This window comes from Streptomyces sp. NPDC057002, assembly GCF_042673825.1.
Classification (GTDB): Bacteria; Actinomycetota; Actinomycetes; order Streptomycetales; family Streptomycetaceae; genus Streptomyces.
The window spans coordinates 265,626-292,158 of record NZ_JBHURZ010000009.1 but is presented as its reverse complement, the minus strand read 5'-3'; the positions used below and the strand labels follow the sequence as shown (position 1 = coordinate 292,158).

The 26,533-nt window shown below is 70.4% G+C and carries 24 protein-coding genes; 20 read left to right on the top strand and 4 right to left on the bottom strand.

Annotated elements, in window-relative coordinates; all coding sequences use genetic code 11:
- Positions 1-400: 400 nt before the first annotated feature.
- Positions 401-1,417 (bottom strand): LacI family DNA-binding transcriptional regulator, encoded by a 1,017-nt coding sequence (locus ACFT32_RS36725; RefSeq protein ID WP_382497839.1) that lies wholly within the window; start codon positions 1,415-1,417, stop codon positions 401-403.
- An 89-nt stretch (positions 1,418-1,506) separates the two neighbouring features.
- Between ACFT32_RS36725 and ACFT32_RS36720 the strand changes: the two genes are divergently transcribed.
- The 17 genes from ACFT32_RS36720 to ACFT32_RS36640 all read left to right on the top strand — a co-directional run bounded on the left by ACFT32_RS36720 (position 1,507) and on the right by ACFT32_RS36640 (position 18,916).
- On the top strand, positions 1,507-2,766 hold the full coding sequence (locus ACFT32_RS36720) for an MFS transporter (protein WP_382497838.1): 1,260 nt from the start codon (positions 1,507-1,509) through the stop codon (positions 2,764-2,766).
- A 9-nt stretch (positions 2,767-2,775) separates the two neighbouring features.
- Positions 2,776-4,137, top strand: coding sequence for a Pup--protein ligase (gene pafA, locus ACFT32_RS36715; RefSeq protein ID WP_184597419.1), 1,362 nt, complete (start codon positions 2,776-2,778; stop codon positions 4,135-4,137).
- Between the two features lie 130 nt (positions 4,138-4,267).
- Positions 4,268-5,275: an FKBP-type peptidyl-prolyl cis-trans isomerase gene (locus ACFT32_RS36710; RefSeq protein WP_382498132.1), complete on the top strand. Its 1,008-nt coding sequence runs from the start codon at positions 4,268-4,270 to the stop codon at positions 5,273-5,275.
- Between the two features lie 61 nt (positions 5,276-5,336).
- Entirely contained in the window at positions 5,337-5,708 is a 372-nt protein-coding gene (locus tag ACFT32_RS36705; protein WP_184597416.1) for an FKBP-type peptidyl-prolyl cis-trans isomerase, read from the top strand.
- 127 nt (positions 5,709-5,835) lie between these two features.
- On the top strand, positions 5,836-6,813 hold the full coding sequence (locus tag ACFT32_RS36700) for a helix-turn-helix transcriptional regulator (protein WP_382497836.1): 978 nt from the start codon (positions 5,836-5,838) through the stop codon (positions 6,811-6,813).
- A gap of 18 nt (positions 6,814-6,831) precedes the next feature.
- Positions 6,832-7,908 (top strand): helix-turn-helix transcriptional regulator, encoded by a 1,077-nt coding sequence (locus ACFT32_RS36695; RefSeq protein ID WP_382497834.1) that lies wholly within the window; start codon positions 6,832-6,834, stop codon positions 7,906-7,908.
- A 160-nt stretch (positions 7,909-8,068) separates the two neighbouring features.
- Positions 8,069-8,362: a hypothetical protein gene (locus ACFT32_RS36690; protein ID WP_382497832.1), complete on the top strand. Its 294-nt coding sequence runs from the start codon at positions 8,069-8,071 to the stop codon at positions 8,360-8,362.
- A gap of 44 nt (positions 8,363-8,406) precedes the next feature.
- Entirely contained in the window at positions 8,407-8,601 is a 195-nt protein-coding gene (locus ACFT32_RS36685; RefSeq protein ID WP_382497831.1) for a hypothetical protein, read from the top strand.
- Positions 8,602-8,860: 259 nt separating this feature from the next.
- Positions 8,861-9,145: a Sec-independent protein translocase subunit TatA gene (tatA, locus tag ACFT32_RS36680; protein WP_382497829.1), complete on the top strand. Its 285-nt coding sequence runs from the start codon at positions 8,861-8,863 to the stop codon at positions 9,143-9,145.
- Between the two features lie 47 nt (positions 9,146-9,192).
- Complete coding sequence (gene tatC, locus ACFT32_RS36675; RefSeq protein ID WP_382497827.1) at positions 9,193-10,155, top strand: twin-arginine translocase subunit TatC; 963 nt, start codon at positions 9,193-9,195, stop codon at positions 10,153-10,155.
- Positions 10,156-10,186: 31 nt separating this feature from the next.
- A complete protein-coding gene (locus tag ACFT32_RS36670) occupies positions 10,187-11,077 on the top strand; it encodes a diacylglycerol kinase (protein ID WP_382497825.1) in 891 nt (296 codons plus the stop codon).
- A 40-nt stretch (positions 11,078-11,117) separates the two neighbouring features.
- Positions 11,118-13,967, top strand: a complete 2,850-nt coding sequence (locus ACFT32_RS36665) for a DEAD/DEAH box helicase (protein WP_382497824.1) — start codon at positions 11,118-11,120, stop codon at positions 13,965-13,967.
- A gap of 329 nt (positions 13,968-14,296) precedes the next feature.
- Positions 14,297-15,940 carry a sensor histidine kinase gene (locus tag ACFT32_RS36660; RefSeq protein ID WP_382497822.1) on the top strand — a complete coding sequence of 548 codons (1,644 nt, stop codon included), beginning with the start codon at positions 14,297-14,299 and terminating at the stop codon, positions 15,938-15,940.
- Entirely contained in the window at positions 15,937-16,344 is a 408-nt protein-coding gene (locus tag ACFT32_RS36655) for a roadblock/LC7 domain-containing protein (RefSeq protein ID WP_382497820.1), read from the top strand. Before ACFT32_RS36660 ends, ACFT32_RS36655 begins: the two co-directional genes overlap by 4 nt.
- Entirely contained in the window at positions 16,341-16,739 is a 399-nt protein-coding gene (locus tag ACFT32_RS36650) for a DUF742 domain-containing protein (RefSeq protein WP_382497818.1), read from the top strand. Before ACFT32_RS36655 ends, ACFT32_RS36650 begins: the two co-directional genes overlap by 4 nt.
- A complete protein-coding gene (locus tag ACFT32_RS36645; protein WP_382497816.1) occupies positions 16,720-17,340 on the top strand; it encodes an ATP/GTP-binding protein in 621 nt (206 codons plus the stop codon). The genes ACFT32_RS36650 and ACFT32_RS36645 overlap by 20 nt, the downstream gene beginning before the upstream one ends.
- A 76-nt stretch (positions 17,341-17,416) precedes the next feature.
- Positions 17,417-18,916 (top strand): cytochrome P450, encoded by a 1,500-nt coding sequence (locus tag ACFT32_RS36640; protein WP_382497814.1) that lies wholly within the window; start codon positions 17,417-17,419, stop codon positions 18,914-18,916.
- On the opposite strand, the gene ACFT32_RS36635 is transcribed toward ACFT32_RS36640, so the two are convergent.
- Positions 18,910-19,896: an RluA family pseudouridine synthase gene (locus tag ACFT32_RS36635; RefSeq protein ID WP_382497812.1), complete on the bottom strand. Its 987-nt coding sequence runs from the start codon at positions 19,894-19,896 to the stop codon at positions 18,910-18,912. The two genes, ACFT32_RS36640 and ACFT32_RS36635, sit on opposite strands and share 7 nt — an antisense overlap.
- 80 nt (positions 19,897-19,976) lie before the next feature.
- Here ACFT32_RS36635 and ACFT32_RS36630 point away from each other — a divergent pair, with 80 nt between their 5' ends.
- A complete protein-coding gene (locus ACFT32_RS36630; protein WP_382497810.1) occupies positions 19,977-20,555 on the top strand; it encodes a GNAT family N-acetyltransferase in 579 nt (192 codons plus the stop codon).
- A gap of 34 nt (positions 20,556-20,589) precedes the next feature.
- Here ACFT32_RS36630 and ACFT32_RS36625 read toward each other — a convergent pair whose 3' ends face one another.
- Both ACFT32_RS36625 and ACFT32_RS36620 read right to left on the bottom strand, forming a co-directional pair.
- The gene (locus ACFT32_RS36625) at positions 20,590-21,432 is read right to left on the bottom strand and encodes a siderophore-interacting protein (RefSeq protein WP_382497809.1); all 843 of its coding nucleotides are present in this window, start codon (positions 21,430-21,432) and stop codon (positions 20,590-20,592) included.
- A gap of 123 nt (positions 21,433-21,555) precedes the next feature.
- A complete protein-coding gene (locus ACFT32_RS36620) occupies positions 21,556-22,485 on the bottom strand; it encodes a 5'-3' exonuclease H3TH domain-containing protein (RefSeq protein WP_382498130.1) in 930 nt (309 codons plus the stop codon).
- A 198-nt stretch (positions 22,486-22,683) separates the two neighbouring features.
- Here ACFT32_RS36620 and ACFT32_RS36615 point away from each other — a divergent pair, with 198 nt between their 5' ends.
- Together ACFT32_RS36615 and ACFT32_RS36610 are read left to right on the top strand one after the other, a co-directional pair.
- Positions 22,684-23,781: a glycine betaine/L-proline ABC transporter ATP-binding protein gene (locus ACFT32_RS36615; RefSeq protein ID WP_382497807.1), complete on the top strand. Its 1,098-nt coding sequence runs from the start codon at positions 22,684-22,686 to the stop codon at positions 23,779-23,781.
- On the top strand, positions 23,774-26,389 hold the full coding sequence (locus ACFT32_RS36610) for an ABC transporter permease/substrate binding protein (RefSeq protein ID WP_382497805.1): 2,616 nt from the start codon (positions 23,774-23,776) through the stop codon (positions 26,387-26,389). The genes ACFT32_RS36615 and ACFT32_RS36610 overlap by 8 nt, the downstream gene beginning before the upstream one ends.
- Positions 26,390-26,533 lie beyond the last annotated feature (144 nt).

Genomic DNA, 26,533 nt, shown 5'->3' with positions numbered 1-26,533 from the left:
GGGGGGGGGGGGGGGCGCGCTCCCCCCACCGGCCGGGGGGGGGGCCGGGGCCGCGCCGGGGGGTGTCCGTCCTCGGAACGTCGCGATGGGGTCGGGGACCGACTCGCTGTTCGTTGACGCGACAACCGCTGCGGGCGGACACCCCCCGGCACGGCCCCTTGCGTGAGCCGGCGGGTGCGGGCGCGTCGTGGCGCGCGTCTCCGGCCTGCCGCTTGGCTGCGGGCTCCCGCCGGCCGTCCCGGCTGCCGCTGGCCGTCCCGGCTGCCGCTGTCGCTGCCGCAGGCGCCGCCGCTGCGGGCCTCGCCGTAGCCGCTTGGCTGCGGGCATGCGTACCGCTAGGGGCGGCACGCCGCTACGCCGGGCTGCGGACTCACCCGGCCTCAGCAGTGGCGCCGAGTGGCTACGGCGGCCCAGGCGGGGCTGTGGAGCCCCGTATCACCAGCTGCACCGGGATATCCCCGCCCTCGGGTGCGCGGCCCTCCATGACGGCCAGGAGGGCCCGCATGCCCCGTTCCCCGAAGAGCTCCGCGTCCAGGCGGACCGTCGTCAGTTCCGGGTCGATCGCCGTGGCCAGGGCCAGATCGTCCAGGCCGGTGACCGAGACGTCGTCCGGGACGCGTAGGCCGAGACGGCGGATCGCCTTGTACGCACCGGCGGCCAGTTTGTCGTCATCGCAGACCAGGGCGGTGGGGCGCGGCCCGCGGAGCGAGAGGGCGGCCTCCGTGGCTGTCACGGCGCCCTCGATGGAGATCGGCGCGCGGGTCGTGCGGACCGACGTACCGGGCACATCGCTCAGCCGGCTCGCCAGTTCCCGGGCCCGTGCCTCGAAGGTCCAGGACGGTACGTCCGCCGCCAGATGGAGGAAGCGGCGGTGGCCCAGGGAGAGCAGGTGTTCCGCGACCTGGCGGACACCGTCGGCGATGTCCAGGTTCACGGTCGCCGCACCCAGGCTCCCCTCCGGATCGCTGTCCAGCATCACCAGGGGCAGCTGGTCCCCGCGGATCGCGGTGAGCGCGTCGGCGGCCATGGACGAGGCGATCACGCCGTCCAGGGCGGCCTGGGCGGAGGCGAAGGGGTCGCGGGCGGGGCCGACGCCCTCGGGGGAGGGGTAGAGGACGACGCCGAATCCGTGCTCTGCGGCGACCCGGGCGGCGCCCGTGTAGACGCCCGCGAAGAACTCCGTGGTGAGGGCCGGGACCACCAGGAGGACCGTGCGGGTGCGGCCCAGGCGCAGGTTGCGGGCCGCGAGATTCGGGCGGTAGCCCAGGTCGCGGGCGGCCTCACGGACCCGCTCCGCCGTCGCCTCCGAGACGCGGCCTCGCCACTTGTCGCCCAGGACCAGGGAGACAGCCGCCTGGGAGACGCCGGCGGCCTGGGCGACGTCCCGGCTCGTGGGGCGGGTGCTGCCTCGTGCCACCGTCGGGCCGCTCCTTCGTCTGGACTCGTGAACAGCGGACATGGTACGTATGAAACGTTGACGTTATACGTAAAACCTAGGGCGGGGACATGGCTACGGGATACCTGGAGATCCTTCGGGCGCGACACGCCGCCCGGCTGCTCGTCGGCACGCTCGTGGGCCGGCTGCCCAATGCCACCGGCGCCATCGCGATCCTGCTGTTCGTGCGGGCGGAGGACGGTTCGTACAGCCTGGCGGGGGCGCTGGCGGGTGTGTACGGCGTCGCCAACGCCGTGGGGCAGCCGGTGCTGGGCAGGCTCGTGGACCTGCGCGGGCAGCCGCGTGTGCAGTTGCCGGCGGCTGTGCTGTCCGGGCTCGCGATGGCCGTGTTCGCCTTCGCCGGGATCGGGTCGCTGCCGGTCGCGTACGGTGCCGTCGCGGCGGCGGGGCTCTTCACGCCGCCCCTGGAGGGCGGGCTGCGGGCCCTGTGGTCCTCCGTCCTCCGGAAGGAGGACCAGGTGCACACGGCGTACGCCATGGACGCCGTGGCCCAGGAGGTGATGTTCACCGTCGGGCCGCTGCTCGTGACGCTGTGCGTGTCCCTGTGGTCGGCTCAGGTCGCGCTGCTGGTGCTGAACGTGGTCGGGGTGCTGGGGGCGCTGTCCGTGGTGGTGTCGCCGCCGTCGCGTGCCTGGCGGTCGGCGCCGCGGGAGGCCCACTGGCTGGGCGCGCTGCGCTCGGCGGGGCTGCTGGCGTTGCTGGGGGCATTCCTGTTCATCGGGATGGCGCTCGGGTCCATCACGGTCGCCTCGGTGCCCTATGCGGACGCGCACGGCGGTGACGCCGTGTACGGCTGGCTGATGGCGGCCCTGGGGTTCGGGGCGCTGGTCGGCGGCACCGTCTACGGGGCCCGGCAGTGGGCCGGTGAGCCCGCCCGGCGACTCCAGGTGCTGGTAGCCCTTCTGGTGGTGTGTTACCTGCCGCTGCTTCTCATGCCGGACGCGGTGCCCATGGTGGCGCTGACCGCGCTCGCCGGTGTCTTCCTCGCGCCCGCCATCGCCTGTGCTTTCGTCCTGGTCGACCGTCATGCCCCGCGCGGCACGGTCACCGAGGCGTTCTCCTGGCTGGTGACCACGTTCACCGTGGGCCACTCGGTCGGAGCGGGCGTCGCAGGGCCCGTCGTGGAGGCGGGCGGGGCCCTGTGGGGCTTCGCCGTGCCGGGTGCCGCGGGTGGCGTGTCCCTGCTGGTTTTGGTCGCCACAGGACGGGTACTCGCAGCTCCCGGCGGGGGAGCCGTTGTTGTGTCCGGTTCGGAAAATGATCCAAACCGTGCCCCCGAACCCCGTTTCAGTTCAGGGGATCGGGCGTAATGTTCCCTCATGGACCGCCGCATTTTCGGGCTGGAGAACGAGTACGGCGTCACGTGCACGTTCAGGGGACAGCGCCGCCTGTCTCCTGACGAGGTGGCGCGGTACCTCTTCCGCCGTGTCGTGTCATGGGGCCGCAGCAGCAATGTCTTTCTGCGAAACGGCGCCCGCCTCTATCTCGACGTGGGCTCACATCCGGAATACGCCACACCGGAATGTGACAACGTGACCGAACTGGTCACCCACGACAAAGCGGGCGAGCGCATTCTCGAGGGACTCCTGGTGGACGCCGAACGACGCCTGCACGAGGAGGGAATCGCGGGCGACGTCTACCTCTTCAAGAACAACACCGATTCGGCGGGCAACTCCTACGGCTGCCACGAGAACTATCTGGTCGCCCGGCACGGGGAGTTCTCCCGGCTCGCGGACATTCTCATTCCGTTTCTGGTGACGAGGCAGCTGCTGTGCGGTGCCGGCAAGGTGCTGCAGACGCCGCGCGGGGCCGTCTACTGCGTCAGCCAGAGGGCCGAGCACATCTGGGAGGGCGTCTCCTCGGCGACGACCCGCTCCCGGCCGATCATCAACACCCGCGACGAGCCGCACGCGGACGCCGAGCGCTACCGCCGCCTGCACGTCATCGTGGGCGACTCCAACATGTCCGAGACGACCATGCTGCTCAAGGTCGGCGCCACCGACCTGGTGCTGCGCATGATCGAGGCGGGCACCGTGATGCGCGACCTGACCCTGGAGAACCCGATCCGGGCGATCCGCGAGGTCAGCCACGACATCACCGGCCGGCGCAAGGTGCGCCTGGCCAGCGGCCGCGAGGCCTCCGCCCTGGAGGTGCAGCGCGAGTACTACGAGAAGGCCGTGGACTTCTGCGAGCGCCGCGGCATCCGCACCGGCACCGTCGAGCAGGTCCTGGAGCTCTGGGGCCGCACGCTGGACGCGATCGAGGCCGAGGACCTCGACCGTATCGGCACCGAGATCGACTGGGTCATGAAGTACAAGCTCATCGAGCGGTACCGCAGCAAGAACAACATGACCATGTCGCACCCGCGGGTCGCGCAGATAGACCTCGCCTACCACGACATCCACCGCCGTCGTGGCCTGTACTACCTGCTCGAGAAGAAGGGCCAGGCGGCACGCATCTGCAACGACTTGAAGATCTTCGAAGGCAAGTCGGTTCCGCCGCAGACCACTCGGGCCCGGCTGCGCGGCGACTTCATCCGGCGCGCCCAGGAACAGCGCCGTGACTTCACGGTCGACTGGGTGCACCTCAAGCTCAACGACCAGGCTCAGCGCACCGTCTTGTGCAAGGACCCGTTCCGTTCCGTGGACGACCGGGTGGAGAAGCTGATCGCCGGAATGTGAGGAAATGCGCCGGCGGATATTCAGCCGGAACGCCACACGGGCGCCGTACGTTACAAGTACGGCGCCCTGCTCACGCCGTAGAGTTGCGCGCACGCCAACAACGAGATCGATGGATTACGAGGCCCCCACAGTGCGCCGACGCTCACTTCTCATCTCTGTACCCGCAGGACTGGCCACACTCGCCGCATGCGGCGACGACAAGTCGGATTCGAGCAAGGCCAGCGACAGCCCTTCGCCCTCGCCCTCGGCATCGGCCCCGTCCTCGGCGCCGCCGCCGAAGATCGTGGACGGCCCGCTGCCGGCGGTCACCGCGGGCACGAAGTTCGACGAGAAGCCGACGATCGCCAAGGGCAGCGGAGAACCGTCGAAGCAGCTCGCGGTGAAAACGCTGATCACGGGCAGCGGCAAGACCGTCGCGGAGAACGACTTCGTCGTCGCGAACTACCTGGGCCAGGTCTGGAGCACCGCCAAGGTCTTCGACAACTCCTACGACCGCAAGGCCCGCCTGGCCATCCAGCTCGCCCAGGGCCAGATCATCGACGGCTGGCGGTACGCGCTGGCCGGCAAGAAGGCCGGAAGCCGTGTCGAGATGGCCGTCCCGCCGACCTGGGGCTACGGCTCGCAGGGCAACCCGCAGGCGGGCATCAAGGGCACCGACACGCTGGTCTTCGTCGTCGACGTGCAGGACACGTTCAACTCCAAGAGCTCCGCCGACGGCGAGAAGGTCGCCCAGGACGACGCGGACCTGCCCAAGGTCGGCACCAACACCGACGGCAAGGCCCCCTCCATCGAGGTGCCCAAGGCGACCGCCCCGACGAAGCTCGTCGCGGAGTACATCCTGGAGGGCGACGGCGAGAAGGTCGCCGCCGCCGACAGCGTCCTCGTGCAGTACAAGGGCGTGCTCTGGGACGGCGGCAAGGAGTTCGACTCCTCGTACGCCAACAAGCAGCTGGTCTCGTTCTCGCTCCAGCAGGTCGTCAAGGGCTGGGCGCAGGGTCTGACCGGCAAGAAGGTCGGCAGCCGGGTCCTCATCGTCATCCCGCCGAAGCTGGGCTACGGCGACAACCCGCCGCAGGGCAGCGGCATCAAGAAGGACTCCACGCTGGTCTTTTCGGTGGACATCCTCGCGAAGCTCTGACGTGCGGGGGATGTAAGACTGTGCGTGTTCGCCCTTTCGCAGACAAGCAGGAGCCAGAAACGTGAGCATCGACAAGCCCGAGATCGACTTCCCGGGCGGCGAGCCCCCGGCGGACCTCGAGATCAAGGACATCTGGGAAGGCGACGGCCCGGTCGCGCAGGCCGGCCAGACCGTCACCGTGCACTACGTCGGAGTCGCCTTCAGCACCGGCGAGGAGTTCGACGCCAGCTGGAACCGCGGCACCCCGTTCCGCTTCCCGCTGGGCGGCGGCCGGGTCATCCAGGGCTGGGACCAGGGCGTGCAGGGCATGAAGGTCGGCGGCCGCCGCCAGCTGACCGTCCCCGCGCACCTCGCCTACGGCAACCAGAGCCCGACCCCTCTGATCAAGCCCGGCGAGACGCTGATCTTCGTGGTCGACCTGCTCGGGGTCTGAGCAGGGTTCGGACAGACTCGATCACGTGGGGCCCATGCCTGTTCGGCATGGGCCCTCGGCTTTGCCGGGCCACCGCGGGGCGGTACGGTCAACGGTCGTAAGCACCATAGGGAGGCGAAGGGCGTCGATGGCCATTGCCAAGGCCGAGCGGCTGATGAATCTGGCGCTGTGTCTGCTCGGGACGCGACGCCCGCTCAGCAAGCGTGAGCTGCGTGACTCCATCGAGGCGTACGTCGAGGCCTTCGGACCGGGGAACGGCGCCACCGGATCCGACGACTCCTTCAACCGTATGTTCGAGCGCGACAAGGACGACCTGCGCGAACTCGGACTGGTCATCGAGACCGTCGAGAGCCTCGACGGCGACATCGGCTATCTGGCCCGGCGTGACAGCAACCGCCTCCCGCCCATCACCCTGGACGCCGAGGAGGCCGCGGCCCTCGGGGTCGCCGCCAAGGTGTGGCAGCAGGCCCGGCTCGCCGGCGCGGCCAGCGGTGCCCTGCAGAAGCTGCGTGCTGCGGGCCTCCCCGAGGACGTCGACCCCTACGGGCCGCACGGCGCGCTGGAGCCGAGGATCCCCGTCCACGAGGCGGCGTTCGAGCCGCTGATGCTCGCCTGCCGGGACCGCCGCCCCGTCGTATTCGACTACCGCAAGGCCACCGCGGCCCACCCCGAGCAGCGGCACGTGGAGCCGTGGGCGCTCGAGTGCTGGCGGGGCCACTGGTACCTCGCGGGCTGGGATCGCGACCGGGGCGCCGAGCGGGTCTTCCGGCTGTCCCGGATCACCGGCAAGGTCCGCTCGCGCGGCGGCCGCTACACCGCTGACGTGCCGGACGTCGTCACCGTCCGTGAGACCGTCGCGGGCTGGGCCGGGGAGATCGCCGACCGCTCCGCCCGGATCCGGCTGCGCTCGGGCGCGGGGTACCCCCTTCGGGCGAAGGCCACCGTCCTACGGGAACTCGGCGACGGCTGGGACGAGTTGGAGATTCCGTACGGCCACGGGCTGGACGCCTGGCTGGTGGAGTTCGGGCCGGACGTGGTCGTGCTGGAGCCCGCCGAGCTGCGGGCAGACGTGGTGGACCGGCTGCGGGCCGTGGCCAAGGGCTGAGGGGGAGCGGACAAGACAGTGGCAGGCAAACCGGTCAGGCCCGTGAACGCCATCGACCAGACCCGGCGGATGCTCTCGCTGGTGACGTATCTGAAGGAGCGTCCCGGCGCCCGGGTCGAGGATGTCGCGCGCGCCTTCGGCATCACCGAGGACGAGCTGGTCTCCGACCTCGACGTGCTGCCCATGTGCGGTACGAGCTTCCGCGGCGGCGATCTGCTCGACATCGACACCGATGGTGAGCGTATTTGGTGGCACAACCCGGACGACGTCGCCGAGCCGCTCAGGCTGGCCGCCGACGAGGCCACCGCCCTGCTCGTCGCCGCCCGGGCCGTGGCCACGCTGCCCGGACTGCGCGAGAGCGACCGCCAGGCGCTGCTGCGGGCGACGGCCAAGGTGGAGACCGCGGCCGGTGAGACGGCGGGCGCCAGCTCGCGCCTGTCGGTGACCTTCGAGTCCGAGGGCGGGGTCTTCGCGGACGTCGACCGGGCGATCGCGGAGCGCCGCCGTCTGTGGATCCGCTACTACTCGCCCGCGCGCGACGAGGTCACCGAGCGGGAGATCGACCCCATCCGCCTGGTCAGCGTCGGGCACACCTACGTCGAGGCCTGGTGCAGGCGCTCCGAGGCGCGGCGCACGTTCCGGCTCGACCGCGTCGCCGAGATCAAGATCCTGGACGAGCCCTCGGCGCCGCCGGAGATCGAGCTGCGTGACCTGTCGGAGGCCCTGGTGCAGCCCGCGGCCGAGGACCCTGAGGTCGTGGTCGAGGTCGGGCCCGGCGGCCGCTGGGTCGCCGAGTACTACCCGCACGACAGCGCGGACGAACTGCCCGACGGCGGCCTGAAGATCACCCTGCGCACGCCCGACCCGGCGTCGCTCCGCCGGCTGGCGCTGCGGCTCGGGCGGGACGGCCGCATCGTCTCGCCGCCCGAGCTCGCCGACAGCGCCCGGCAGGCGGCCCGCGAGGCGCTGACGGCGTACGACGGGATCGAGGCGGCCGGGACGGCCGACGCGGTGGAGACGGCCGAGGCCGGCGGGCCGCGCGGCGTGAGCGCGGTGCGCCTCGCCCCGGACGGGCCGGACGGCGGGCGCGCGTGATGCGCGGGTGCCCGCGGCGTCGACGGCCGAGTGGGACTGCCCCCGGCACCGGCCGCGGTACCGGGACACGGCCCCGGCCGGCGTCGCTGATGAGCCGGCCCGCACCGGTGTCACCCGGGCGCCCCGGAGTCGCACGACCCGAGGAAGAGGAGCGAGGCCTGTGAGCGAGTCGGCGACGCCCGGTGCGCGCGGCATGACGGTGGAGTCCGCGTTCGCCGGGATGACGAGTGTGTCCCCGGTGGTCTTCAAGGCGGGCTGCCCGGACTGCCGGGAGCGCTTCGAACTCACCGCCGGAGCCCTGCGCCTCGCCATCGGCGCCAGCAGCCGCACCACCTTCTACTCCTTCACCTGCCCGGAGTGCGGCGCGTCCGTCCGCAAGCCCGCGGGGGAGCGGATCGTGGAGCTGCTCACCGGCGGCGGTGTGCGGACCCTGCGGCTCGCTCCGGCCCTCTGAGGGTCTGAGCGTCCGTCCCTCCTGGAGGGTCTAGGCTCGACGGCATGTTCTGGCCGATGTTCGCGGTTGCCGTGGGGTTCGTGGGTCTCGCCGTGCTCGGGGTGCTCGCCGTCCGGGTCTTCGTCGAGGCAGAGCGCCTGGGCAGGCAGGTCTCGGAGTCCGCGCGCCGTATCAACCGGGCCGCCGAGGACCTGGAGCGGGCCGCGGGGAGCGCGGCCCGGTCCGTGGACGCCCTGTGAGCCGTTCGGCAGGCGGCTGTGAGTTGCGCTTTGGGACACTTCGCCCTGTCACCTCTGCGGTTCGGACAGGTACTCTGCTGGTCGCGGCCCGGTTAACGAGGCACTGGCCGCGGACGGGAGTACGCACAGGAGATGCAGAGGGATTGCCCCGCGTTTACCCCTGGGCGTTACGATCGCTGTCAACACGATCGTTCGGACATATGTCCGACCGGTCGGACAGCATCCCACCCCAGCCGCCTCGGTGAGAAGGTAAAGACTTATGTTCGGAAGGCTCGGAGCCCCCGAGATCATTCTCATCCTCGTCGTCATCATCCTGCTGTTCGGCGCGAAGAAGCTTCCGGACATGGCTCGGTCGCTCGGCAAGTCCGCCCGCATCCTCAAGAGCGAGGCCAAGGCGATGAAGGACGAGAGCAAGTCGTCCACGACCCCGGCCGGCCCGCCCAACAACGACGAGCAGCCCTCGCAGCGCACCATCCAGTCAGCGCCCGGTGACGTGACCAGCTCCCGCCCGGTCAACGAGCCCACGGACACGACCAAGCGCTGAAGCCGGGCCGGTGACCTCCGGCCCGCCGCACGAGATGGGAACGTGGGTTGCTGAAGTCTGCCCGCAAGCAGGAGAGGGATCCCGAGGGGCGGATGCCCCTCGCGGAGCACCTTCGCGAGCTCCGCAACCGGCTCGCCAAGGCGATGCTGGCGATCGTCGTCATCACGGTCGTCGCCGCCTTCTTCTACAACGACATCATCAACTTGATCACCAAGCCGATCCTCGACTCGGTCGGCTGTGACAAGACCTTCGAGGAACTGGCCGCGTCGCGGGCGTCCTCCAAGCCGTGTGCGCAGATCACCATCAACGGTCTGATCACCCCCTTCACGCTGGCGCTGAAGGTGTCCCTGATGGCCGGCGTCGTACTGGCCTCGCCGGTATGGCTCTACCAGCTGTGGGCCTTCGTCGCGCCGGGCCTGCACCGGCACGAGAGGAAGTACGCGTACGCCTTCGTCGGCACCGGCGCCCCGCTGTTCATCATCGGCGCCTACTTCGCCTACACGGTGCTTCCCACCACGGCGAAGGTGCTCCTCGAGTTCACCCCGGGCGGCACGTCCAACCTCCTCCCGCTGGACGACCTGCTCGACCTGGTCATGCGGATGGTGCTCGTCTTCGGCCTCTCGTTCGAGCTGCCCCTGCTGCTGGTCATGCTCAATCTCACCGGAGCACTCACCGGCAAGCGCATGCTCGGCTGGTGGCGCGGCATGATCATGGGCATCACGGTCTTCGCGGCCATCGCCACCCCCAGCACCGACCCGCTGACCATGCTGATGCTCGCCGGGCCGATCTGGATCCTGTACTTCGCGGCCGTCGGCTTCTCCCTGCTCAACGACCGCCGCCGCAGCCGTCGCGAGGCCCTGGGCCCCGACGACGACGAGGCCTCCGAGCTGGACCTCACGCCCGACGACATCGGCGAGATCGAACCCGTGACCACCAGCCGGGCCGCGCTGCCCGAGCAGGCGAGTTCGGACCGCTCGGACCGGGTCAACGGTTATGACGACGTGACCTGAAGATCGCCGGGCAGCTCATAGGGTCGGTCGCGTGACCAGCGAGATCACCCTCTTCGTCAACCCCACCGCGGGCCGCGGCCGGGGCGCCCGCGCGGCGCAGCCGGCCGCTTCCGCTTTGCGGGCGGCAGGTTTCTCGGTGCGCACGGTGCTCGGTGAGGACGCCGCGGACGCCCTCACCCGTGCCCGTGCCGCCGTCGAGGGCGGTACCGGAGCGCTGATAGCCGTCGGTGGTGACGGCATGGCCAACCTGGCGCTGCGGGCGGTCGCGGGCACCGCCACCCCGCTCGGCCTGGTCGCCGTCGGCACCGGCAACGACTTCGCCCGCGCCCTCGGCCTGCCCGTGCGCGAGCCGGCCGCCGCGGGCCGCATGATCGCCGACGCCCTCAAGTGCGGCCGGATCCACGACATCGATCTCGGCCAGGTGGGCGACCGCTGGTTCGGCACGGTCCTCGCCTCCGGCTTCGACTCCCGCGTCAACGACCGCGGCAACCGCATGCGGTGGCCCGCCGGCCGCTTCAAGTACGACCTGGCGATGATCGCCGAACTCGCCGCGTTCCGGCCCGTCCCGTACCGGATCCGGCTCGACGACGGCGAGGTCCGTGAGGTCGAGGCGACTCTGGTGGCCGTCGGCAACGGCTCGTCGTACGGCGGCGGAATGCGGATCTGCCCCGGGGCCGATCTCACCGACGGGCTGTTCGACATCACGGTGGTCGGGGACTGCAGCCGTACGACCCTGCTGCGGGTGTTCCCGCGGGTGTACCGGGGGACCCACGCCGAGCATCCGGCCGTGACCGTGCTGCGGGCGTCCCGGGTCGAGATCGCCGCCGAGGGGATCACCGGGTACGCGGACGGGGAGCCGCTCGGCCCGCTGCCGCTGAGCGCGCGCTGCGTGCGCGGGGGCGTGCGCGTCGTCGGCCCCTGAACTGCGCCGATCCCCGGTTTCACAGGAATGGATCCGGATAATGATCGTCCTGTTGTCAGTGCGGCCCGGTACGCTCGAAAGCACGATGACAGAGGACCTCTCACCGGCCGAGCGGTACGCGGCAGCCCGCAAGCGTGCTGTCGAGCAGGCCACCGCGCTCGCCTCCTTCCGCGAGATGTACGACTTCGGCCTCGATCCCTTCCAGATCGAGGCCTGCCAGGCGCTCGAGGCGGGGAAGGGCGTCCTGGTCGCCGCACCCACCGGCTCGGGCAAGACGATCGTGGGCGAGTTCGCCGTCCACCTCGCTCTCCAGCAGGGCAAGAAATGCTTCTACACGACACCCATCAAGGCGCTGTCGAACCAGAAGTACGCCGACCTGTGCCGCCGCTACGGCACGGACAAGGTGGGCCTGCTCACCGGCGACAACAGCGTCAACTCCGACGCCCCGGTGGTCGTGATGACCACCGAGGTGCTGCGGAACATGCTGTACGCCGGTTCGCAGACCCTCCTGGGCCTCGGCCATGTGGTGATGGACGAGGTGCACTACCTCTCCGACCGGTTCCGGGGCGCCGTGTGGGAAGAAGTGATCATCCACCTTCCCGAGTCGGTGACGCTCGTGTCGCTGTCGGCGACCGTGTCGAACGCCGAGGAGTTCGGCGACTGGCTCGACACCGTCCGCGGTGACACCGAGGTGATCGTCTCCGAGCACCGGCCCGTGCCGCTGTTCCAGCATGTGCTCGCCGGGCGGCGGATGTACGACCTGTTCGAGGAGGGCGAGGGCCACAAGAAGGCCGTCAACCCCGACCTCACGCGCATGGCGCGCATGGAGGCGAGCCGGCCGTCGTACCAGGACCGCCGGCGCGGCCGGTCCATGCGCGAGGCCGACCGCGAGCGCGACCGCAGACAGCGCTCCCGGGTATGGACGCCGAGCCGGCCCGAGGTCATCGAACGGCTCGACGCCGAGGGGCTGCTGCCCGCCATCACCTTCATCTTCAGCCGCGCCGCCTGCGAGGCCGCCGTCCAGCAGTGCCTGTACGCGGGCCTCAGGCTCAACGACGACGAGGCACGCGAGCAGGTACGTTCACTCGTCGAGGAGCGTACGGCCTCCATCCCGACCGAGGACCTGCACGTCCTCGGCTACTACGAGTGGCTGGAAGGCCTGGAGCGCGGCATCGCCGCCCACCACGCCGGCATGCTGCCGACCTTCAAGGAGGTCGTCGAGGAGCTGTTCGTACGCGGCCTGGTCAAGGCCGTGTTCGCGACCGAGACCCTCGCCCTCGGCATCAACATGCCCGCCCGCTCGGTGGTGCTGGAGAAGCTCGTCAAGTGGAACGGCGAGCAGCACGCGGACATCACCCCGGGCGAATACACCCAGTTGACGGGGCGTGCGGGGCGGCGCGGCATCGACGTCGAGGGCCATGCCGTGGTGCTCTGGCAGCGCGGCTCCAGCCCCGAGCACCTGGCGGGCCTGGCGGGCACGCGCACGTATCCGCTGCGCTCGAGCTTCAGGCCGTCGTACAACATGGCGGTCAACCTGGTCGAGCAGTTCGGCCGGCATCGTTCGCGAGAGCTGCTGGAGACGTCCTTCGCGCAGTTCCAGGCGGACAAGTCGGTCGTCGGTATCTCCCGCCAGGTGCAGCGCAACGAGGAGGGTCTCGAGGGCTACAAGGCCTCCATGACCTGCCACCTCGGCGACTTCGAGGAGTACGCGCGGCTGCGCCGCGAGCTGAAGGACCGTGAGAACGACCTGGCCCGGCAGGGCGCGGCACAGCGGCGCGCCGAGGCCGCTGTCGCGCTGGAGAAGCTGAAGCCCGGTGACATCATCCATGTGCCCACCGGCAAGTACGCGGGCCTGGCGCTGGTGCTGGATCCGGGCCTGCCCGCGGGCCGTTCGAACGGCCATCGGGGCTTCGAGCACCACGACGGGCCGCGCCCCCTGGTGCTGACCGCCGAGCGGCAGGTGAAGCGGCTGGCGTCCATGGACTTCCCGGTGCCGGTCGAGCCGCTGGAGCGGATGCGGATCCCGAAGTCCTTCAACCCGCGTTCCCCGCAGTCCCGTCGGGACCTCGCGTCCGCGCTGCGCACCAAGGCCGGGCACATCCCGGCCGACCGGCACCGCAAGCGGCGCTCCCAGGCGGCCGACGACCGCGAGATCGCCCGGCTGCGGACGGAGCTGCGCGCACACCCCTGCCACGGGTGCGACGACCGTGAGGACCACGCCCGTTGGGCCGAGCGCTACCACCGGCTGCTGCGGGACACCTCGCAGCTGGAGCGCCGGATCGAGGGCCGTACGAACACGATCGCGCGGACGTTCGACCGGATCGTCGCGCTGCTGACCGAGCTCGACTATCTGCGTGCCGACGAGGTCACCGAGCACGGCAAGCGGCTCGCGCGGCTTTACGGCGAGCTGGACCTGCTCGCCAGCGAGTGTCTGCGCGAGGGTGTCTGGGAGGGGCTCGGCCCGGCCGAACTGGCGGGCTGCGTCTCGGCGTTGGTGTACGAGGCGCGCGCGGCGGACGACGCGATGGCGCCGAAGCTGCCGTCGGGGAAGGCCAAGGCCGCGCTGGGTGAGATGGTGCGGATCTGGGGGCGGCTGGACGCGCTGGAGGAGGAGTTCCGGATCACCCAGACCGAGGGTGTCGGACAGCGTGAGCCGGACCTTGGGTTCGCCTGGGCCGCGTACATGTGGGCCTCCGGGTCGGGGCTCGACGAGGTGCTGCGTGAGGCGGAGATGCCGGCGGGGGACTTCGTGCGGTGGTGCAAGCAGGTGATCGATGTGCTGGGGCAGATCGCGGCGGCGGCGCCGCAGGGGTCTTCTGTGGTGAAGAACGCGCGTAAGGCTGTTGATCTGTTGCTGCGGGGAGTTGTCGCCTACTCGTCGGTGGGGTGATCGTTGCTGCGCGGGTGCCGGTTGTGTGTGGTTGCTCGCGCAGTTCCCCGCGCCCCTTTTAGGGGCGTTGTTCTGAAGGCCACTCACCCGTCACGGTGAGTGGTTTTCGTATGTCTGTACGCCGTTACTTACTGCATTCGAACGATGCCGCAGCGTGCAAACGACCGAGCGTACTATCCCTTCGCGTCCGGTTTCCGGCGGATGCTGAATATGACACGGCGATGATCCGGTCGGACTAAGCTCGCCCGCAGCGCACCGGCTTGAGATGAATTCGTGCGCTTGTTCCCCGTTTGTGTGGAACCCCAGCCGACTCCTGTCAGAAGGCCTACATGGTGAGTGTTCAATCCCCTCCCGTTCGCCGTGAACTTCCCTACGCGCGCGTGCTGTTGCTGCCGGCCATAGCGATGGCCGCGGCGTCCGGAGCCGCCGTCGCCCTGGTGACGGAGTCGGCCCGGCTCGCCGTCGGCTGGTGCGGCGGCATCGCCACAGCGCTGGTGATCGCGACGGCAGCCGAGGCGGTCCGCCGCGGCCGTGCCCTGCGGAACCAGCGTGCCGAGCACGCCCGTCACAGCGCGTATCTGGAACAGCGGATCGCCGGCCACGAGCACGAGTTGGTCCGCTTCTCGAGGGAGGTCGTCCCCGCCGCCCTCGACCTGCTGCGCACCGGAGAATCCCCCAGGGAGGTGATTCGCAAGCTCGGCCTCGCCGACCCCGCGTACCGCGACCTGCCCGAGCCCGAGGTCGAGACGCTCCTGACGGTGCTCAGGATCGTCGACAACGAAGTGACCATGCGTGACGCCGCCGCTCGCTCCTTCGTCACGGTCGCCCGCCGCGTCCAGGCGATCGCGCACCAGCAGGCCGAGGAACTCCGGGAGATGGAGGAGGACCACGGCCGCAACCCCGAGGTCTTCGACGACCTGCTGCGCATCGACCACGGCAACGCCCTGATCGGCCGCCTCGCCGACTCCGTCTCCGTCCTCGGCGGCGGCCGCCCCGGACGGCAGTGGCCCGAGCCGGTGTCCCTGTACAGCACGCTGCGCGGCGCCATGTCCCGCATCCTGGAGTACCGGCGCATCCAGCTGTCCTCCATCGCCAAGATCAGCGTCAAGGGCATCTACGTCGAGCCGGTCATCCACGCCGCCGCCGAGCTCCTCGACAACGCCACGCGCTACTCGCCCCCGCAGACCAAGGTGCACGTCACCGCCACCGAGGTGCAGACCGGCGTCTGCATCGAGATCGAGGACGGCGGTGTCAACCTCAACGAGGAGGCGCGGGCCCGGATCGAGGGCATGCTGGAGGCCGCCAAGGCAGGCGTCGACCTCCAGGACATCGGTGAGCACCCGCGTCTGGGCCTGGCCGTCGTCGGCCGCCTCTGCACGGCGTACAACATGCAGGTGTCGCTGCGCGCCTCCGCCTACGGCGGCGTCCGCGCCATCCTCATCGTGCCGAGCGAGATGGTCACCCACGAGCCCGGCGTCGGACTCGCCCACGGCATCGGCGCCACCGGCGCCCCCATGACGGTCGGCATTCCCGAGGGCCCCAAGCGCGCACCCAAGAGGCGCCGTCCCACCAGCCCGCGCATCCCCGAGACGGTCTCCATGGAGGACGACGACGTCCCTGAGGTCACCGAGTGGACGGCGAACGGTCTGCCGCAGCGCCGCAGCCGGGTGAAGATGCCGCTCTCCGAGCGACTCGCCCAGCAGGCCGCCAACGAGAAGGCCGACCGGGAGGCCGAGGAGCGGGGCGAGTACAACCCCTGGGCGGCGACGGCGGAGCCCGAGTCCAAGCCCCTGCGCGACATGTCGGCGCCGGACGCCCCCGGCAAGGGCCTCGAGGCCTTCTGGGAGGGACTCAAGCAGGGCATCGAACCCGGCACCCACCCGACGGACTTCCTGCGGAACCCGACCAAGTATCTGCACCTGATCAACGACCCGGCCCGCACCGAGGCCGATGACGAGGGGGACCTCAAGTGATCCAGCAGCGAGGCAACTTCGACTGGATGCTCAAGGAGCTCGCCAACGGCGTGCCGGGCATCGAGATGATCGTGGTGCTCTCGGCCGACGGTCTGCGCATCGCCCGCTACGGCGGTGAGCCCGACGCGGCCGACCGGGTCGCCGCGGCCTGCGCCGGCCTGCAGTCCCTCGCGGGCAGCATCTGCCAGGAACTCTCCGTGGGCGACGGCGAGATGAAGCTCGTCATGATCGAGATCGACCGCGGCTACTTCTATCTGATGAACGCCGGCGCCAACGCCTTCCTCGCGGTGCTCTCCGACGTGCGGTGCGAACCCGGCCGGATGAGCGCGATGATGCGTGACCTCATCGTCCGGATCGGCGGCCATCTGACCACTCCGCCCCGGCGCAACGGGCAGATCGTATGACGCCTCCGCAACGCCAGCGGCGCGACCCCACCCCGGAATCGCCCCCGCCCGAGGAGGGCGAGGGCAAGGTCAGAAACCCGGAGCGGATGTACGTGGTGGCCGGCCCGGACGGAGAACGGGCCGAGCTCGACCTGGTCACGTTAATCGTGGCGCGTGCCGAAGACCCGCCGCCTTCCGCCTCCCCCGAGCAGGCGGCGCTGCTCCGGCTCTGCGCCGCCCCCCTGTCCGTGGCCGAGCTCTCGGCCTACCTCCACCTGCCGTTCAGCGCGATGGGCGTGCTGCTCACCGAGCTGATGACGGCGGAACTGGTGCAGGCGCGCGCCCCGATCGTCCGCCAGTCACGCACCGACCGTTCCCTCCTCGAAGCGGTGATGAATGGACTTCAAAGGCTCTGACACCATCCCGGGCCCCCGGGCCGAGGACCAGTTGCCCCACACGGCACAGTCCGCGGCCAAGATCGTGATCGTGGGTGGCTTCGGCGTCGGCAAGACGACCATGGTCGGCTCGGTCAGCGAGATCACACCGCTGACCACCGAGGAGACCATGACGCAGGCCGGCATCGGTGTCGACGACAACTTCGGCTCCGCGTCCAAGACGGCCACCACCGTCGCCATGGACTTCGGCCGCATCAGCATCACCGACCAGCTCGTGCTGTACCTGTTCGGCACACCCGGCCAGCAGCGCTTCTGGTTCCTGTGGAACGGCCTGTTCGAAGGTGCGCTCGGCGCGGTGGTGCTGGTCGACACCCGTCGGCTGGAGGTCAGCTTCGACGTCATGGGGCGCCTGGAGGAGCGCGGTGTGCCGTTCGTGGTGGCGGTCAACTCCTTCCCGGACGCGCCGCGTTACGCCATCGAGGAGCTCCGTACGGCCCTCGACCTCGCCCCGGACATCCCGATCATGGAGTGCGACGTACGCCGCCGGGCCTCCAGCCGTGACGTCCTGATGACCCTCATGCGCTTCCTGCACTCGCTCGCGATGTCGGGCTCGCGCACCTGATCCCGTACCCGCCCCACTCCACCCCCGATTTCCCCCACCAGACACCTGGATTCACTTCAGTTTCGGAGCGACCACTGTGACGCCTGAATCCCACGCCCCGACCGATACCGACGCCTCCCGGCTCGGCCCGCCTCCCGGCTGCCCCGCACACGGCCTCGGGCCCGGCGGACTGCACCGGCTGCACGAGTCGGAGGATCTGGGAGCGCTGTACGAGCAGCTGCGGAAGGACCACGGCCCCGTGGCGCCGGTGCTGCTCCACGACGATGTACCGATCTGGGTCGTCCTCGGCCATGCCGAGAACCTGCACATGGTGCGCGCGCCCTCGCAGTTCTGCCGGGACAGCCGCATCTGGACCCCGCTCAAGGACGGCCTGGTCAAGCCCGACCACCCGCTGATGCCGCACATCGCCTGGCAGCCCATCGCCTCGCACGCCGAGGGCGATGAGCACAAGCGGCTGCGCGGCGCGGTCATGGGCGCCATCTCGACCATCGACTTCCGCAGCCTGCGCCGCTACATCAACCGCAGCACGCAGGCCATCGTCAACCGCTTCTGCGAGCAGGGCGAGGCCGACCTCGTCGGCCAGTTCGCCGAGCACCTGCCGATGGCCGTGATGTGCGAGATCCTCGGCATGGCCGACGAGTACAACGACCGTCTCGTCGAGGCCGCCCGCGACGCGCTCAAGGGCACCGAGACCGCGATCGCCAGCCACTCCTACGTCATGGACGCCCTGAGCCGGCTCACCGCACGGCGCCGCGCCCAGCCGGAGGAGGACTTCGCCAGCTACCTGATCACCCACCCGGCCCGGCTGACCGACGACGAGGTCAGGGAGCACCTGCGCCTGGTGCTCTTCGCCGCCTACGAGGCCACCACCAACCTGCTGTCCAACGTGCTGCTCACGGTGCTGATCGACCCGCGCTTCCGGGCCCAGCTCAACGGCGGCCAGATGACGGTGCCGGAGGCGGTGGAGCAGTCCCTGTGGAACGAGCCGCCGTTCAGTACGGTCTTCGCCTACTTCGCCAAGCAGGAGACCGAGCTGGGCGGTCAGCGCATCCGCCGGGGCGACGGACTGCTCTTCGCCCCGGCACCGGCCAATGTCGACCCGCGGGTACGGCCCGACCTGTCCGCCAGCATGCAGGGCAACCGCTCGCACCTCGCGTTCGGCGGTGGCCCGCACGAGTGCCCCGGCCAGGACGTCGGCCGCTCCATCGCCGATGTCGGCGTCGACGCGCTGCTGATGCGGCTGCCCGACGTCGAACTCGACTGCGACGAGGAGGAACTGCGCTGGACGGCGTCCATCGCCTCCCGGCACCTCGTGGAGATGCCGGTGCAGTTCTCGCCCAAGCCTCCGCAGGACGTGACGGAGCCGCCGAACCACAAGCAGGTCCCCGCGCAGCGCTCCGACTGGCAGATCGGCAGTCCCCAGCCGCAGGCCGCACCGGCCGCCGCCCAGCCGCAGCCGGCCCCGGCGCAGCCCCAGCCGGCGCCTGTGCACCCGCAGGCGCAGCCGACGGCGCAGGTGCCGGTCCGCCGCAAGGGCGTCTGGCAGCGCTTCCTGAGCTGGTGGCGCGGCTACTGACCGGCTGACGGGCCGTCGTACGTCCCGGCGGCCCACCGGTCGTACGACGCCCACGCCGAAAGCTCCCGGCCGCTGCGGAACCGGTGTTCCTCGCCCGTGACCGGATCGGTGAACTCCAGGGCCCGTGCCAGCAGTTGGAGCGGGCGCCGGAAGTCACCGGCCGGGACGGGGTCGGTCACCTCCGGGTAGAGCGGGTCGCCGAGGATCGGCACTCCCAGCGCGGTCATGTGCACCCGCAGCTGGTGCGTCTGCCCGGTGCCGGGCACCAGCCGGTACCGGGCGAGTTCGCCTGCTCCTTCCGGTCGGTGCTCGACGAGTTCGACACGGCTCACGGCGTTCGGCTCGCCCGCCACCTCCCGCGCGGCGAGCACCCCGCGCTCCTTCACGATCCGGCTGCGTACGGTCCGGGGCAGGGTGAGGGCGGGGTCGTACGGGGCGACGGCCTCGTACTCCTTGTGGACCCGGCGGTCACTGAACAGCGTCTGGTACGCGCCGCGTTCCCCGGGGCGCACGGTGAACAGCACGAGCCCCGCGGTGAGGCGGTCCAGGCGGTGTGCGGGGCCGAGCGCGGGGATGTCCAGCTCCCGGCGCAGCCTGGCCAGCGCGGTCTGGGTGACATGGCTGCCGCGCGGGGTGGTGGCGAGGAAGTGGGGTTTGTCGACGACGACGATGTGCTCGTCCCGGTGCACGACCTTCAGCGGGAAGGGCACCGGCACCTCCTCGGGCAGCTCCCGGTGGAACCACACGAACATCCCCGGCGCGTACGGCGCGTCCGCCGCCACGGCCCGTCCGTCCGCCCCGACGATCCGCCCCGCGTCGAACATTCCGTCGACGACACCGGCACCCGCGCCGCTGAGCCGCTCCACCAGGTGCTCGCGCACGGTGGTCCACGACCCGGCGACGGGCAGCCGCACCCGTACCGGATCCACACCGTGGCGCTGCGGCAGGGGAGAGGGCGGGATGCGGGGCTTGCGTCTCATCGCGCCCAGCGTACGAGGCCCGGCGCGCCGGGCGGAAAACCACTGGGGCAGCCCCTCACGTCCTTGCCAGGATGCGGGGCATGCCGTTCCTCACCAGCCCGGTCCTGGCCGCCGGGACCCTCGCCCACCGCCCGCAGCCCACCCTCGCCGACGAGGGACTTCTCCTGCGTCCCTGGCGGGCCTCGGACGCGCCCGCGGTGTACGAGGTCTTCCAGGATCCCGTGATGCACCAGTGGCACGCCCGGGCCGCCGACTCCGAGGAGGAGGTCACCGGCTGGATCCGTGACTGGCACCGGGCGTGGGAGGAGGAGCGGGAGGCGCAGTGGGCCGTCACCGACGCGGACTCCGGCTTGCTGCTGGGGCGGGTCGCGCTGCGCGAGATACGGCTCGACGACGGTGTGGCGGAGGTGGCGTACTGGACCGTCCCGGCGGCACGGGGGCGGGGCGTCGCCGTGTGTGCCGCGACCGCACTGACCCGCTGGGCCCTCGACGAGACCGGCTTCCACCGCCTCGAACTGCTGCACGCCGTGCGCAACGAGGCGTCCTGCCGCGTCGCCACCAGGACCGGCTTCCTCCTGGAGGGCACCAAGCGCAGCGCCCTCCTGCAGCCGGACGGCCGGCACGACGCGCATCTGCACGCGCGCGTGCGGGGTGACTGAAAGGGCGTCGCCGGGGCCGTCGCGCTCGCGGCGCTCAGGCGGCCGGGGTGTTCTCCTGCTCCGCCTCGATGCGCGCGTTCCAGTCCCGCTTCGAGGCCTGCCAGCCGTCCTCGTTGTGGCCGCGTCGCCAGTAGCCGGAGATCGACAGGTCCTCGCGCGCGATGTTGCGCTCGACCCGGAGCAGATGGCGCAGCTCCTTCACGAAATGCGCCTCGCCGTGGACGAAGGCGTGCACCCGGCCCTCGGGGAACTCCAGGCTCCGTACCGCCTCGACCAGCGCCTCGCCGAGGGGCCGGTCGCCGCGGTGCAGCCAGACGACGTCCACGTCCGAGTCGATCTTCTGCTCCTCCTCGGGGCCGGAGATCTCCACGAAGGCCCAGGCCTTGGCGCCGCGCGGCAGGGCCTCCAGGGCACAGGCGATCGCGGGCAGCGCGCTCTCGTCACCGATGAGCAGATGCCAGTCGGCGTCGGTGTCGGGCGCGTACGCCCCGCCCGGTCCCATGAAGCGCACGGTCTCGCCCGGCTGGACACGCACCGCCCAGGGGCCGGCCAGGCCCTCGTCGCCGTGGATGACGAAGTCCAGGGTCAGCTCGCGGTGCTCGGCGTCCCACTGGCGCACCGTGTACGTCCGGGTCACCGGCCACTGTTCGCGGGGGAGCTCGTCGCGAATGCGCTGCATGTCGAAGGGTTCCGGGTAGGTCACGCCCTCGGGTGCGAACAGCAGTTTCACATAGTGGTCGGTGCATGTGCCCGCCGCGAAGTCGGCGAGGCCCTCGCCGCCGAGCACCACACGCTGCATGTGCGGAGTCAGCCGCTCGGTACGGACGACCTGAGCGGAATGCGGCTTACGCGGCTGGCGTCCGGGTCGCTCTGCCATGAGGACCTCCCTGTCTCGCATAGTTAGGCTTACCTAAGTTAGCACCTCGCCCCCACTTAACACCTCCCGAATGAGAGGTTCATGAACACCGCCGGTCTCCGGGAGGCCGCCGGCCCGCCCCCGTCACACCGCCAGTGTGGTCAGAAGACGCTCCAGTGAGCCGCCCAGTCCCCAGCGGGTCGCCAGCGCTTGAAGCTCCGCCGGGTCGCGCGGGGACCGGGGCAGCGCCGGGGTGACATCGGGCAGCGGTACGTCGTCCGCGACCCGGACCACCTTCGGCGCGACCGCGAGATAGGGGCGCGACTCGTCCAGCCGCCTGCGCTGCGTCGGCGTGAGCTTCGACCGCCGGTCCTCGACCGCCGCCATGATCCCCGCCAGGTCCCCGTACTCGGCCAGCAGCTTGGCGGCCGTCTTCTCTCCGACGCCCGGCACGCCCGGCAGGCCGTCGCTGGGGTCGCCGCGCAGCAGGGCCAGATCCGCGTACCCGCTCCCGCCGACCCCATACTTCCCGCGCAGCACGGCCTCATCGGTGAGCTGGAGGGTGCCCACGCCCTTCAGCGGGTACAGCACGCGCACCCCGCGCGCGTCGTCCACCAGCTGGTACAGGTCCCGGTCGCCCGTGACGATGTCGACCGGGCCCTCGGCCCGCGCGGTGAACGTGCCGATCACGTCGTCCGCCTCGTACCCCGCGACGCCCACGCGCGCGATGCCCACCGCGTCCAGCACCGCCTCGATGACCGGCACCTGCGGCGACAGCGTGTCGGGCACCTCCTCCTCGTCCGGGCCGGCCGCGCGCTCCTCGGCGACGCGGTGCGCCTTGTACGAGGGGATCAGCTCCACCCGCCAGTGCGGCCGCCAGTCGGCGTCCATACAGGCCACGAGCTGGTCCGGCCGGTGGTCCTTGACCAGGCGGTCGATGAAGTCGAGCAGCCCGCGCACGGCGTTCACCGGCGTGCCGTCCGGGGCCCTGACCGAGTCCGGGACGCCGAAGTAGGCGCGGAAGTACAGGGAGGCGGTGTCGAGGAGCATCAGTCGTCCGGTCACGCCACGCATCATGCCGTACGCCACTGACAGCCACTCGCCGCTGAGCAGCGCGTTGCCGTGTGTGCGTCTTGTGTGAAGCGCCCCACTTGTGGGTTTGGCTTTCCGGATCGGGGGGAGGCGCGGCCCCAGAGCGAGGCTGGTTGCGCAATTCAACTGTTTGCGGCCCTGTCCTCGCTCTGTTCTATTGCCGTCGAGATTGAGGTGCACGTGTCAGCGAGGCTTCAGGCAGAGAGCCTGTACAAAGTGTTCGGCAGAAGACCGGACCGAGCGGTCGAGCGGCTCCGTGACGGAGCCGACCGGGAGGAACTGCGCGCCGAGGGCACGACCGCCGCCGTGATCGACGCGTCCTTCACCGTGGAGCCCGGCCAGATCTTCGTCGTCATGGGTCTGTCCGGATCCGGCAAGTCCACCCTGCTGCGCATGCTGAACGGCCTGCTCGAGCCGACCGCCGGACACGTCCGCTTCGACGACCAGGACCTGACCGCGCTCGGCGACCGGGAGCTGCGCAAGGTCCGCTCCCGGAAGATCAGCATGGTGTTCCAGCACTTCGCGCTCTTCCCGCACCGCAGCGTGCGCGAGAACGCCGCCTACGGTCTGGAAGTGCAGGGCGTGCCCCGCGCCGAGCGCGTACGCCGCGCCGACGAGGCGCTCGCCCTGTGCGGCCTGGCCGGCTGGGAGAAGTCCTGGCCCGACGAGCTGTCCGGCGGCATGCAGCAGCGCGTCGGTCTCGCCCGCGCGCTCGCCACCGACGCCGACCTGCTGCTGATGGACGAGTCCTTCAGCGCCCTGGACCCGCTGATCCGCCGCGACATGCAGGACCAGCTGCTGGAGCTCCAGCAGAAGCTCAAGAAGACGATCGTCTTCATCACCCACGACCTGAACGAGGCCATGCGCCTGGGCGACCACATCGCCGTCATGCGCGACGGCCGGATCGTCCAGATCGGCACCGCCCAGGACATCCTGCTGCGACCGGAGAACGACTACGTCGCCTCCTTCACCCAGGACGTCGACCGCTCCCGCGTCCTGACCGCGGGCGAGCTCATGGACCCCTCGGTCACCGCCGACGACCCCGGCTGCGACTGCCGGACCGCCACGGCCGACACCCCGTTCACGGAGCTGTGCGCGATCAGCGCCCGGCTCTCCCACCCCGTCTCGGTCGTGGACAAGGACAACAAGCAGATCGGCGTCGTCCCCCGGCAGCGCCTGATCGGCTTCCTCAGCGACGAGCAGGACGCCACCCCGCAGCCCTGCGACTCCCCGCGGGACAAGGGCGGAGACGGAGAGAAGGTGACCGCCCGTGCCTAGGATCGAGCTCGGCACCTGGGTCAACGACGCGGTCGACTGGCTCACCACCCACATGGCGTGGCTGTTCGACTTCTGCAAGACCGTCTTCCTCGGCCTCTACGACGGCATCAACGCCGTCCTCCAGGCCCCCGAACCGCTCCTCCTCGCGGGCATCTTCGCCGTGGTCGCCTTCTGGCTGCGCGGCACGCTCGCCGGTGTCCTCACGTTCGTGGGATTCGCGTTCATCGACTCCCTCGAACTGTGGGAGAACGCGATGATCACCCTGGCGCTCGTCCTCGTGGCGACCGTCATCGCGCTCGTGATCTCCATACCCGTCGGCATCTGGGCGGCCCGCTCGGACCGCGTCAGCGGTCTGGTCCGGCCCGTCCTGGACTTCATGCAGACGCTGCCCGCGATGATCTACCTCATCCCGGCGATCCTGTTCTTCGGCACCGGCGCCCCCGCCGGCATCGTCGCCACGCTGATCTTCGCGCTCGCACCGGGCGTGCGCATGACCGAGCTGGGCATCCGGCAGGTCGACAAGGAACTGGTCGAGGCCGCCGACGCGTTCGGCACCACGCCCCGCAACACCCTGCTGCGCGTCCAGCTCCCGCTCGCCCTGCCCACCGTCATGGCCGGTGTCAACCAGGTCATCATGCTCGGCCTTTCCATGGCCGCGATCGCCGGCATGGTCGGCACCGGCGGCCTCGGCGGCGACGTCAACGAGGCCATCGGCCAGCTCAACGTGGGTCTCGGCTCCGAGGCCGGTGTGGCCATCGTGATCCTCGCGATCTACCTGGACCGCATGACCAGCGCCCTGGGCACCCAGGTCTCCCCGCTCGGCCGCCGCGCCGCCGCCAAGCTGCGCGCCGCCCAGGGCCTGAAGATCTGGTCCTACCGGCCCCGCCCGGTCGTCGCCGTGATCGGCGTCGTCGTCCTCGCGCTCGCCGCGGGCGGCATGGGTGTCTTCGGCAAGAGCGCCGACTCCACCGCCGTCGCGGGCGGCAAGAACGTCGGCCAGGGCAAGAAGATCAGCATCGGCTACATCCCCTGGGACGAGGGCGTCGCCTCCACCTTCCTGTGGAAGGAGGTCCTGGAGCAGCGCGGCTACGAGGTCGAGGCCAAGCAGTTCGAAGCGGGCCCGCTGTACACCTCGCTCGCCCAGGGCAGCGTCGACTTCCAGACGGACGGCTGGCTGCCCACGACCCACGCCCAGTACTGGAAGAAGTACGGCAAGCAGCTCGACGACCTCGGCTCCTGGTACGACAAGACGTCCCTGGAGCTCTCCGTGCCCTCCTACATGAAGGGCATCGACTCCCTCGAGGACCTCAAGGGCAAGGCGTCCGAGTTCGGTGGCAAGATCACCGGCATCGAGCCCAGCGCCGGCGAGATGGCCCTGCTCAAGAGCAAGGTCCTCAAGGAGTACGGCCTGGACAAGGAGTACAAGGTCGTCGACAGCTCCACGCCCGCCATGCTGGCCGAGCTGAAGCGCTCCTACGCCCAGAAGAAGCCGATCGTCGTCACGCTCTGGTCGCCGCACTGGGCGTACAACGACTACGACCTCAAGAAGCTCAAGGATCCCAAGGGCGCCTGGGGCAAGGGCGACGGCGTGCACACGCTGTCCCGCAAGGGCTTCGCCGACGACGACCCGACGGTCGCCAAGTGGCTGAAGAACTTCAAGATGAACGAGAAAGAGCTCACCAGCCTCGAAGCCGAGATCAACAAGGCCGGCAAGGGCAACCAGCAGGAGGCCGTGCGCGCCTGGCTGAAGCAGAACCCCGGCTTCGCCGACAAGATGGCCCCGGTGGAGAACGCAGGCGGCAGCACACCGGCCGAGGCCAAGCAGCCTCTGGACGTGGCGTGGTTCCCGTGGGACGAGGACATCGCCGTCACCTACCTGTGGAAGAACGTCCTCGAGCGGCGCGGCTACAAGCTGAACCTGAAGCAGATGGACGTCGGCCCCGTCTACACGGGCCTGGCCTCGGGCGATCTCGACCTCAACTTCGACGCCTGGCTGCCCTATGCCCAGAAGAACTACTGGGACAAGAACAAGGACCGGCTCAAGGACCTCGGCACCTGGTACGAACCGACCTCCCTGGAGATCGCCGTACCGTCCTATGTGAAGGGCGTCGACTCCCTGGAGGACCTCAAGGGCAAGTCCGGCACCTTCAAGGGGAAGATCATCGGCATCGAGCCGGGCACCGGCGAGATGGACCTGGCGAAGAACAAGGTCCTGCCCGCCTACGGCCTGGACAAGGAGTACGAGGTCGTCGACGGCTCCACCCCGGCCATGCTGGCCGAGCTGAAGCGCGCGTACGCCAAGAAGGAGCCGATCGCCGTCACGCTCTGGTCGCCGCACTGGGCGTACAGCGACTACGAGCTGACCAAGCTGAAGGACCCCAAGAAGGCCTTCGGCGAGGGCAACACGATCCGCACCATCTCCAACGAGAAGTTCCCCGAGGAGTATCCGCAGCTCACGAAGTGGATCAAGAACTTCAAGATGACCGAGGAGGAGCTCGGCACCCTGGAGAGCGAGATCAAGAACCGCGGTCAGGGCCATGAGGAAGAGGCCGTCGCCGCGTGGCTGAAGGAGCACCCCGACATGGTGGAGCGCATGACGCCGCAGTGAGGCCGGATGCGGGGCGGGACGCGAGCACGACGCGTCCCGCCCCGCACCCGTTTCCACGAGCGGGATCCGGACAACCACAGAGCGCGACGCCACCCCCAGAGCCCCTCCTGGCACCCTGTTCCTCCCGTAGGAGGAATCCGCACC

Excerpts from the sequence above, each read along its gene's own strand:
- ACFT32_RS36720 (WP_382497838.1), top strand. The coding sequence starts at position 1,507 with ATGGCTACGGGATACCTGGAGATCCTTCGGGCGCGACACGCCGCCCGG.
- pafA (WP_184597419.1), top strand. The coding sequence starts at position 2,776 with ATGGACCGCCGCATTTTCGGGCTGGAGAACGAGTACGGCGTCACGTGC.
- ACFT32_RS36700 (WP_382497836.1), top strand. The coding sequence starts at position 5,836 with ATGGCCATTGCCAAGGCCGAGCGGCTGATGAATCTGGCGCTGTGTCTG.
- ACFT32_RS36685 (WP_382497831.1), top strand. The coding sequence starts at position 8,407 with ATGTTCTGGCCGATGTTCGCGGTTGCCGTGGGGTTCGTGGGTCTCGCC.
- tatA (WP_382497829.1), top strand. The coding sequence starts at position 8,861 with ATGTTCGGAAGGCTCGGAGCCCCCGAGATCATTCTCATCCTCGTCGTC.
- ACFT32_RS36665 (WP_382497824.1), top strand. The coding sequence starts at position 11,118 with ATGATCGTCCTGTTGTCAGTGCGGCCCGGTACGCTCGAAAGCACGATG.
- ACFT32_RS36660 (WP_382497822.1), top strand. The coding sequence starts at position 14,297 with ATGGTGAGTGTTCAATCCCCTCCCGTTCGCCGTGAACTTCCCTACGCG.
- ACFT32_RS36650 (WP_382497818.1), top strand. The coding sequence starts at position 16,341 with ATGACGCCTCCGCAACGCCAGCGGCGCGACCCCACCCCGGAATCGCCC.
- ACFT32_RS36645 (WP_382497816.1), top strand. The coding sequence starts at position 16,720 with ATGGACTTCAAAGGCTCTGACACCATCCCGGGCCCCCGGGCCGAGGAC.
- ACFT32_RS36635 (WP_382497812.1), bottom strand. The coding sequence starts at position 19,896 with ATGAGACGCAAGCCCCGCATCCCGCCCTCTCCCCTGCCGCAGCGCCAC.
- ACFT32_RS36630 (WP_382497810.1), top strand. The coding sequence starts at position 19,977 with ATGCCGTTCCTCACCAGCCCGGTCCTGGCCGCCGGGACCCTCGCCCAC.
- ACFT32_RS36625 (WP_382497809.1), bottom strand. The coding sequence starts at position 21,432 with ATGGCAGAGCGACCCGGACGCCAGCCGCGTAAGCCGCATTCCGCTCAG.
- ACFT32_RS36620 (WP_382498130.1), bottom strand. The coding sequence starts at position 22,485 with ATGCGTGGCGTGACCGGACGACTGATGCTCCTCGACACCGCCTCCCTG.